The 10,252-nt window shown below is 36.4% G+C and carries 7 protein-coding genes; 2 read left to right on the top strand and 5 right to left on the bottom strand.

What is annotated here, in order from left to right; genetic code table 11:
- A partial coding sequence (gene mtgA, locus ABIQ27_RS02175) for a monofunctional biosynthetic peptidoglycan transglycosylase (RefSeq protein ID WP_348031631.1) occupies nucleotides 1-550 on the bottom strand: 550 nt, incomplete at its 3' end.
- 7 nt (nucleotides 551-557) lie between these two features.
- Complete coding sequence (locus ABIQ27_RS02170; protein WP_348031629.1) at nucleotides 558-1,673, bottom strand: FAD-dependent oxidoreductase; 1,116 nt, start codon at nucleotides 1,671-1,673, stop codon at nucleotides 558-560.
- Nucleotides 1,674-1,891: 218 nt separating this feature from the next.
- On the opposite strand from ABIQ27_RS02170, the gene ABIQ27_RS02165 reads away from it, so the two are divergent.
- Nucleotides 1,892-5,356 carry a reprolysin-like metallopeptidase gene (locus ABIQ27_RS02165; protein ID WP_348031627.1) on the top strand — a complete coding sequence of 1,155 codons (3,465 nt, stop codon included), beginning with the start codon at nucleotides 1,892-1,894 and terminating at the stop codon, nucleotides 5,354-5,356.
- A 97-nt stretch (nucleotides 5,357-5,453) separates the two neighbouring features.
- Complete coding sequence (locus tag ABIQ27_RS02160; protein WP_348031625.1) at nucleotides 5,454-7,364, top strand: S9 family peptidase; 1,911 nt, start codon at nucleotides 5,454-5,456, stop codon at nucleotides 7,362-7,364.
- Between the two features lie 52 nt (nucleotides 7,365-7,416).
- Here the strand turns inward: ABIQ27_RS02160 and accC are convergent, their stop codons facing one another.
- The 3 genes from accC to ABIQ27_RS02145 all read right to left on the bottom strand — a co-directional run.
- Nucleotides 7,417-8,763 carry an acetyl-CoA carboxylase biotin carboxylase subunit gene (accC, locus tag ABIQ27_RS02155; RefSeq protein WP_348031623.1) on the bottom strand — a complete coding sequence of 449 codons (1,347 nt, stop codon included), beginning with the start codon at nucleotides 8,761-8,763 and terminating at the stop codon, nucleotides 7,417-7,419.
- A 98-nt stretch (nucleotides 8,764-8,861) separates the two neighbouring features.
- Nucleotides 8,862-9,341, bottom strand: a complete 480-nt coding sequence (accB, locus tag ABIQ27_RS02150; RefSeq protein WP_348031622.1) for an acetyl-CoA carboxylase biotin carboxyl carrier protein — start codon at nucleotides 9,339-9,341, stop codon at nucleotides 8,862-8,864.
- A 28-nt stretch (nucleotides 9,342-9,369) separates the two neighbouring features.
- On the bottom strand, nucleotides 9,370-10,252 hold an 883-nt coding region (locus tag ABIQ27_RS02145; protein ID WP_348031620.1), incomplete at its 5' end, for a beta-ketoacyl-ACP synthase III.

The following is a 10,252-nucleotide window of genomic DNA, read 5'->3' as shown; positions in this document are numbered from 1 at the left end:
CTTTTGGAGTTAAATCTATAGCCTTTTTGGTATACCAATGTCTTGCTGCTTCCTGGGCACCATAAACACCGTTACCCATTTCTATACTATTAAGGTAAACTTCCATGATGCGTTCTTTTCCCCAAATTAATTCAATCAGAACCGTGAAATAAGCTTCCAATCCTTTGCGGAGATAGCTTCTGCCTTGCCATAGAAAAACATTTTTAGCTGTTTGCTGTGAGATTGTGCTACCGCCTTTAAGCTTTCTTCCTTTATTGTTGTTTTTAAAAGCTTTCTGCATCGCCTTAAAATCAAAACCGCTGTGGATTAAAAAATTCCCGTCTTCGCTGGCAATTACAGCTTTTTGAAGATTAGGGGAAATCTCTTCTAATGGAACCCATTTATGACTGTAAATAGCATCATTGCCATCCAACTTAAATTCTATGATTCTGGTAATCATCAAAGGTGTAAACGGAATTGGAACCCATTTGAATATAATGACCGATAAAATGGAAAGTCCAAAAAACCAAAGCATCGCTTTCCAAATCCAACGCAAAATTTTTCTTATCATATTATATTTATTTTACTAAATCTGCTAATTCCTGACCTATTAAACTTCCTATGGCAACGCCCATTCCGCCTAATCTTACGCCGCAATATAAATTTTCCGAAAGTTGTTCGACGATAGGTTTTTTGGTCGAGCCTAATCCCATTATTCCGCTCCAGCGATGTGCAATTTTATAATCGGTGTTTGGTAAAATTACTTCTTTTAATAATTCTTCCAGCCGATTTTGAATTAATTCTGTTTGGCCAAGTTCTGTAGTTGTTTCTGTTTCAAATGCTAAATTCCTTCCGCCGCCAAGCAAAATTCTATTGTCAATATTTCGGAAATAATAATAGCCTTTATCCAAATGAAAAGTTCCTTTGATATCGAGATTTGGAATTGGTTCCGTAATCAAAACCTGTGCTCTTGCTGGTTTTACCTGATTATTGGTTAATTGTGCTGCAAAGCCATTGGTGGCGAACAATAACTTTTTCGTTGAAAAACAAAAATCGTCCAAAGCAACTTCTATTTCACCATTTTTTTCTTCATAAGACGTAACTTCAACCTGATTCAGAATTAAAATATTGTTTGCAATTGCTTTTTGCAACAACGCATTCATCATTTTTCCAGTATCAATTTGGGCTTCAAAAGGATTAAAGATTACATATTCCTGTATGCCCTGAAAAGCAAATCGGTCAACTTCTTTGGCAAAAACATCATTCCGAAAAAGCGGTTTTAATAAGTCATTTATAAAAGGCAGCTTTTGCAAACACTCAGCATAAGTACTTTCATCATCTTTAAGAAATAATTCATAACCGCCATAAGGTTTGAAATCTATGGTTTCATCACCTAAGTTTTTACGCAATAATTGCAATCCACTCCATCTTTTTGAAATAAGCTGAACAACTTCTTCTTCGCTGTGTGATTTTAAGTCATCAATTATTTCCGAAAGACTTCCAAAACAGGCAAAACCTGCGTTTTTTGTACTTGCACCCTGAGGCAAAATCCCCTTTTCTAAAATCAATATTTTGCTTTCTGGGAATTTCTCACGCAACGCTAAAGCGCAATGAAGTCCGACAATTCCGCTACCAACAATGGTGAAATCGACATTTGTAAACCAGTTTTTGAGTTCCCAATAACTAAGATTCATTTAATAATTTTCACTAAAAATACTTTTTTTCAGATAAATCGGGAAACAAATATTTAAAAGATTATCATTTTAGTACGAATTATATTTATTTTTTAATTATTTGTCAACATTTAAACAGGTAGTTTGTCAATTTGTTAATATTTTTATTAATTATTGAATCAATTTCATAAAAATAGCTTTATTTTTGGCGGTTTATATTAAATTAAACCTATTAAATTATGAAATTTAAACTACTACTCATTATTACTTTATTGGCAATTACCTCTGTGACTTTTTCCCAAAACAAAAGCACAATTTGGAATGTCACTACTAAAAAGAATAACATGGTTGCACTTGATGCAAGAATGCGACTTCCGGAAAACAGACTTTTTGACTTAAACTTAACAAGTTTAAAAGCCAAATTGAGCAATGCTCCTGAAAGAAGAGCAAAAGAATCTACTACAGTAGTATCAGTATCTATTCCAAATGCAGATGGCGTTTTAGAAAGATACCGAGTTTACGAAAATTCGAATATGGATCCGGCATTAGCTGCAAGATATCCTGAAATTAAATCCTATATCGGAATCGGAATTGACAATTTGGCTGCAACAGCTTATTTCAGCGTTTCTCCTTTAGGATTCAAATCAATGGTTATTTCTCCTGATAAATCTGCTGTTTTTATCGAGCCTATTTCTGCTGATTTAGGAACATATACTGTCTATAGAAAATCAGACAAAGCACAATCACTTACTCGTTTTGAATGTAGCGTTATTGACGAAGTTGCGCCACAAATGGAAGGAAGCACTTTAAGACCAAATGCTGATGATGCAGTTTTAAGAACATACCGTTTGGCTATGTCTTGTACAGGAGAATATACTGCTTATTTTGGTGGTACAAAAGCTTTGGCTTTGGCGGCTATAAACAACTCTATCACGAGATGTAATGGTGTTTTTGAAAAAGATTTTGGTGCTCGTTTGATTATTATAGCGAATACTGATGCTGTTATTTATACAAGTGCGTCAACAGATCCATATTCTGCTTCATCAAGCATGTCACAATGGAATTCTCAATTGCAATCAACATTAACCTCTGTTATTGGTGATGGCAACTATGATATTGGTCACTTATTTGGTGCTACCGGTGGTGGTGGAAATGCAGGTTGTATCGGATGTATTTGTTCGAGTGGAAAAGGTAGTGGAATCACTTCTCCGGCAGATGGAATTCCATCTGGAGATAATTTTGATATTGATTATGTAGCTCACGAAATTGGTCACCAAATGGGAGCTAATCACACATTTACTCATAGCAATGAAGGAACTGGTGTTCAAATGGAGCCAGGTTCGGGTTCGACAATTATGGGATATGCCGGAATTACATCTCTTGATGTTCAGCCACATTCTGACGCGTTTTTCCATGCGGTTAGTATCCAGCAGGTTACTAATAATCTTAAGAATAAAACGTGTTCGGTAAATATTGCTACTGGAAATGCAGTTCCAACTGCTAATGCAGGATTAGATTATACAATTCCTAAAAGCACACCATTTATGTTAACTGCTACTGCTACAGATGCCAATGGTGATGCGCTTACTTACAATTGGGAAGAAATGGATAGTCAAAATACTGCGGCCGTACCAAGTGCTACTAAAACAACAGGAGTAGATTTCAGATCTTATAATTCTGCTACTTCACCAACAAGATATTTTCCAAGAATGGCTTCTGTTTTAACCGGAGCTACAACAACCGCGGGAAGCGAACTTACGGTTGAAGCTTTGCCATCTATTGCAAGAACTTTAAACTTCAGAGTAACAGTTCGCGATAATAGAGCTGGAGGACCAGCAAATAATAGCGATGACATGATTGTTACTGTTAATGCTACTGCAGGGCCATTTACTGTAAGTTCTCCAAACACAGCCGTTTCTTATGTTGGCGGGAGTTCACAAACAGTGACATGGAATGTTGCCGGTACAACAGCAAATAACGTAAACTGTGCTAATGTTGATGTTTTAATCTCTACAAATGGAGGAACTAGCTGGTCAACTTTATTGGCAGCTACTCCAAATGATGGTTCAGAAGCAATTACAATTCCTAATACAGCCGGAACAACAAACAGAATCATGGTAAAAGGAACTAATCATATTTTCTTTGATGTATCCAATACTAATTTTACGATTACTGCAGGTTCAACAGATACTGTTGCGCCAACACCTCCGACATTAACAGCTTCCGGAACTACGCTGACTACAACAAATTTATCTTGGTCTGGCGCTACTGATAACGTAGCAGTAACCGGATATGACGTTTATAAAGATGGTGTTTTATTGGGTTCTACGGCTTCAACATCATATACCGTTTCTGGTTTAGCAAATTCAACAACTTACGTATTTACAGTAAAAGCTAAAGATGCTGCCGGGAATGTTTCTGTTGCAAGCAATGCTGTAAGTGTAACAACTTTGACTCCGGCTCCGGATACAACGGCGCCAACAGCACCTACATTATCAGCTTCCGGAACGACTTTAACATCAACAAATTTATCTTGGTCTGGTTCAAGTGACAATGTAGCCGTGACTGGATATGATGTATATAAAGATGGTGTGTTCTTAGCTTCAACTGCAGCTACAACTTATGTGGCTACTGGTTTATCTTCATCAACTGCTTATACATTTTATGTTCAGGCAAAAGATGCTGCCGGAAATGTTTCTGTTGCAAGTAATACCGTTAACGTAACTACTTTAACTCCGGATACAACTGCTCCAACAGCTCCAACCTTATCAGCTTCCGGAACTACAACTACAACAACTTATTTATCCTGGTCTGGCGCTACTGATAACGTTGCGGTAACGGGTTATGATGTTTATAAAGGTGGTGTGTTTTTAGCGTCAACTCCATCTACAACTTATGCTGTAACTGGTTTGACTGCTTCAACATCATATACATTCAGTGTTAGAGCTAAAGATACTGCAGGAAATGTTTCTGTTAATAGCAATACCGCAAACGTTACGACTCTTGCCAATTCAGTAACTTATTGTACCTCTCAAAGTAGTAATACTGCTGATGAAAGAATTGGGAAAGTAGTTTTTGGAACTATCAATAACACTTCTACAGGAACTGCAGGATATGAAGACTTTACTGCGCTTTCCACGAATGCTACAAGAGGAACATCAAATACAATTACCATTACACCAACCTGGACTGGTAGTACATATAATGAAGGTTATGCTGTTTGGATTGATTACAATCAAGATGGTGATTTTTCAGATGCTGGAGAAACTGTTTTTACAAAATCAAAATCAAGAACCTCTCCTGTTTCCGGAACATTTACCATTCCTGCAACAGCAACTCTTGGAGCTACAAGAATGAGAGTTTCAATGAAGTATAATGCTACACCAACTGCTTGTGAATCTTTCACCTATGGTCAGGTAGAAGATTATACAGTAAATATTACTTCTTCAGTAAGAATAGAGGAAGTGAGCACTACCAGAATTTCATTTAACTTGTATCCCAATCCTGTAAAAGGTGATATTTTAAATATCGCTAATCTTGAATCTCCATCAACTTATAGAATTTTCAATATGATGGGACAAGAATTAGGAAGTGGTAAAATTGAAAACGAAAGTATTTATGTTGGTTCATTAAAAACCGGGACTTTCTTAATCGAAATTTCTAACGGAACATCCACTTTGACAAAGCGTTTTATCAAAGAATAAATATTTAACAAAATACTAAGAGCCATACTGAAAAGTGTGGCTTTTTTTATGAATTAATTTTGCTACTTTTAGCCTTTCAAAAAAAAATGCAATAAAAATGAAGAGAATACTTTTTTTAATCGTTAGTACAATGAGCATAGCAGCATCAGCGCAACAGGTCTTATCTCCGGAAACTTTATGGAAACTTGGCAGAGTAGCAACTATTGGAATTTCCAAAGACGGAAAATCAATTGTCTATAAAGTTTCAACGCCAACTGTAGAAGAAAACAAATCCAATTCTAAATTTTATACTATTCCTGTTATCGGAGGCAATCCTGTAGAAGTTCAGGAATCTCAGACTAAAGATTTAGTAGCAGATAAAAATGTTTCTCCCGACGGTAAATATATTTTGTCAAACCAGGAAGTCAAAACCGAAAATGTTTTAGGTAAAGATTTCTATCCTGAATTAGACAAATCAGAAGCACAAATTTATGACGGCTTAGATTATCGTCATTGGGATACCTGGAATACTGGTTCCCATAATCACGTTTTTTGTGCTTTGAATAAAGGAAACAAAGTGACTCCGTTTGATATCATGAAAGGTGAACCATACGACTCTCCGCAAAAACCTTCTGGTGGAGATGAAGATTATATTTGGTCACCAAACAGTAATAGCATTATTTATGTTTCCAAAAAGAAATTTGGGACTGCTTATGCTATGTCGACAAATACTGATTTGTATGAATTCAATATTGAAACAAAAACCACAAAAAATTTAACTGCAACTAATCCTGGTTACGATACTAATCCAGCCTTTTCTCCAAACGGTGATTTGACCTGGTTGCAAATGAAACGCGATGGTTATGAAGCTGATAAAAACGACATTATTGTTAGTTTCAAAGGAATGAACATGAATTTGACTGCCAATTGGGATGGTTCGGTTGATAGTTTTAAATGGAATGCCGACAACAAAAAAATATATTTCACAGCTGCCGTTGATGGAACATTACAATTATTTGAAGTTAATTTTCCTGGTTTAACCAAAATTGCCGTGACTGTAAAACAGATTACTAACGGGGATTTTGATGTTCACGCGATTGTTGGTCTTTCCGGCGATAACGTAATCGTTACAAGAGAAGATTTTAACCATGCAGCTGAAATCTATTCTTATAACCTTAAGAAAAAAACTTTTACACAGCTTACCAAAATTAATGACGAAACCTATTCAAAATTGGCTTTGCCAAAATCTGAAAGAAGGTATGTAACTACAACTGATGGTAAAAAAATGTTGGTTTGGGTAGTTCTTCCTCCAAATTTTGATAAAACTAAAAAATATCCAACACTGCTTTACTGTCAAGGTGGGCCACAATCTCCTTTGACTCAGTTTTATTCTTTCCGTTGGAATTTATCTTTAATGGCTTCACAAGGTTATGTTGTAGTAGCACCAAACAGAAGAGGAATGAATGGACACGGGCAGGCCTGGAACGAACAAATTTCAAAAGATTGGGGTGGACAAGTAATGGATGATTATCTTTCAGCTATTGATGATGTGTCTAAAGAAAGTTATGTTGACAAAGCGCGATTAGGTTGTGTTGGTGCAAGTTATGGAGGTTATTCTGTTTATTTTTTAGCTGGTATCCACAATAATCGTTTCAAGACTTTTATAGCTCATGATGGTGTTTTCAATGCACAAAGTATGTATGGAACAACAGAAGAAGTTTTCTTCAACAACTGGGAAAATGGAGGGCCATATTGGGATAAAAATGACGCTTTAGTCCAAAAAGCTTACAGCACTTTCAATCCAATAAATTACGTGGATAAATGGAATACGCCAATCCTAATAATACATGGGGGAAAAGATTATCGTATATCTTATAGTCAAGCACTGGAAGCATTTCAGGCAGCACAGCTTCGTGGCATAAAAAGTCGTTTTCTGTACTTCCCTGAAGAAAATCACTGGGTTTTAAAACCACAAAATGGTATGGTTTGGCAACGTGAATTCTTCAAATGGCTGAAAGAAACGTTGTAAAAGATTGATATAAAAAACAAAAAACCCAACTTTAAAAGTTGGGTTTTTTTATTTATTCTGGGTCTTTCATATGAAAGCTTTCCATAAATTTTGTGGTATAATTTCCGGCTACATAATCCGGTTCGTCCATTAATTGTCTGTGGAAAGGAATCGTTGTTTTAATTCCTTCGATGTAAAACTCATCCAAAGCACGCTTCATTTTGTTGATTGCTTCTTCTCTGGTTTGAGCAGTTGTAATCAATTTGGCTATCATCGAATCATAATTTGGCGGAATGGTATATCCTGCGTAAACATGAGTATCTAAACGCACTCCGTGTCCACCAGGCGCATGCAAAACCGTGATCTTTCCCGGTGAAGGCCTGAAGTCGTTGTATGGGTCTTCAGCATTGATACGGCATTCTATAGAGTGTAATTGTGGCAAATAATTTTTACCGGAAATTGGCACACCTGCAGCAACTAGAATCTGCTCGCGAATCAAATCATAATCAATAACCTGTTCGGTAATTGGGTGTTCCACCTGGATACGCGTGTTCATTTCCATAAAATAGAAATTTCTATGCTTATCTACCAAGAACTCAACTGTTCCTGCACCTTCATATTTAATAAACTCAGCAGCTTTAACAGCAGCTTCTCCCATTTTGTTACGCAATTCGTCGGTCATAAATGGTGACGGAGTTTCCTCTGTCAGTTTTTGATGACGACGTTGTACTGAGCAATCTCTTTCAGATAAGTGACATGCTTTTCCGTAAGAATCTCCAACAACCTGGATTTCAATATGACGTGGTTCTTCGATTAATTTCTCTAAATACATTCCGTCATTTCCAAAAGCCGCAGCAGATTCCTGACGTGCGCTTTCCCAAGCTTTTAATAGTTCGTCTTCTTTCCAAACCGCACGCATTCCTTTTCCACCACCACCAGCAGTTGCTTTTAGCATTACCGGATAACCCATTTCTTTAGAAAGTCTTTGAGCTTCTTCAAAAGATTCTAACAATCCTTCAGAACCAGGAACACAAGGAACTCCGGCTGCTTTCATTGTAGCTTTTGCAGAAGCTTTGTCTCCCATTCTATCAATCATTTCTGGCGAAGCGCCAATAAACTTGATTCCGTGTTCTTGACAAATTTTAGAAAACTTTGAATTTTCAGAAAGAAAACCATATCCCGGGTGAATTGCATCTGCATTTGTAATTTCTGCAGCCGCAATGATATTCGACATTTTTAAGTACGAAAGATTACTTGGTGGAGGTCCAATGCAAACAGCTTCGTCTGCAAATTTCACGTGCAAACTTTCAGCATCGGCTGTAGAATAAACCGCAACGGTTTTAATTCCCATCTCCTTACAGGTTCTAATTACACGAAGTGCAATTTCTCCTCTATTGGCAATTAATATTTTTTTAAACATCTTATAAAAGAATTTTAAATTAGAAATTTTAAATTTTAAATTATTATAACTGACAACAGAGCATCATTTATAATTTATAATTCATAATTTAAAATAGATTAAGATGGATCAACTAAGAATAATGGTTGGTCAAACTCTACTGGTGACATATCGTCAACAAGGATTTTAACGATTTTTCCAGAAATTTCTGCTTCGATTTCGTTAAATAATTTCATTGCTTCAACTACACAAAGAACATCTCCTTTTCCGATTGAAGTTCCCACTTCAACAAAAACAGGTTTGTCTGGTGATGGTTTGCGGTAGAATGTTCCAATCATTGGAGATTTTATAGTTATGTATTTTGAATTCTCATCCGATGCTGCTGGTGCTGCTGGCGCTGCCGGAGCAGCAGCTGGTGCCGCTTGTGCAGCTGGCATAGCATGTTGCATCGGTGCTTGTTGTACATAAGTGATATCTGGTGAGTTTCCTTCTAGCGTAGTTCTAATAGTAATTTTAATTTCTCCCGTTTCCAGTTTTACTTCTGCAACTCCAGAATTGGATACAAATTTGATTAGGTTTTGAATTTCTTTTAAATCCATAATTAGTTATTTTTAGAATTAGTTTAGTTTATTGTTTGTTGTATGCCCACTTTAGGTAAATGGAACCCCAGGTAAATCCGCCACCAAATGCGGCAAAAATTAGATTATCTCCTTTTTTAAATTTATTTTCGAAATCACTCAGTAATAATGGTAGTGTCGCCGAAGTTGTATTGCCATATTTTTGAATATTTACCAATACTTTATTCTCGTCAAGTCCCATTCTGTTTGCTGTGGCATCAATGATTCTTTTATTAGCCTGATGTGCTATTAACCAGTTGACATCGTCTTTAGTTAAATTATTGCGTTCCATAATTTTCTCGCTCACATCAGCCATTCCTGAAACCGCATATTTGAAAACTGTTTTCCCATCCTGAAAAACATAATGTTGTCTATTTTCAACTGTTTCTTTTGATGGAGGAAGAATAGAACCTCCAGCATCGATTTTTAAATATTCTCTACCAATACCATCACTTTTAAGCAGTTCATCTTGCAGACCTAGACCTTCAAAATTGGGTTCAAATAAGACAGCTCCGGCACCATCTCCAAAGATAATACAAGTTGCTCTATCAGTATAATCAATAATAGAAGACATTTTATCGGCACCAATTAAAAGTATTTTTTTATATCTGCCCGACTCTATATATGCAGCAGCAGTTGACATTCCGTATAAAAAACTGGAACAGGCTGCCTGTAAGTCGTAGGCAAATGCATTTGTTGCTCCAATTTCTGTTGCAACATAAACCCCTGTTGCAGCTACCGGCATATCTGATGTGGCAGTTGCCATTATTATCATATCAATCTCTAACGGATCAATATTAGCTATTACTATTAAATCCTGTGCCGCTTTTATAGCAAGAAACGATGTTCCTTTATCAGCATCTTTTAGAATTCTTCTCTCTTTTATTCCTGTA

Origin of the sequence: Flavobacterium sp., from assembly GCF_039916025.1 — a bacterium.
Lineage (GTDB): Bacteria > Bacteroidota > Bacteroidia > Flavobacteriales > Flavobacteriaceae > Flavobacterium.
This window is presented reverse-complemented; position numbering and strand designations above follow the sequence as displayed.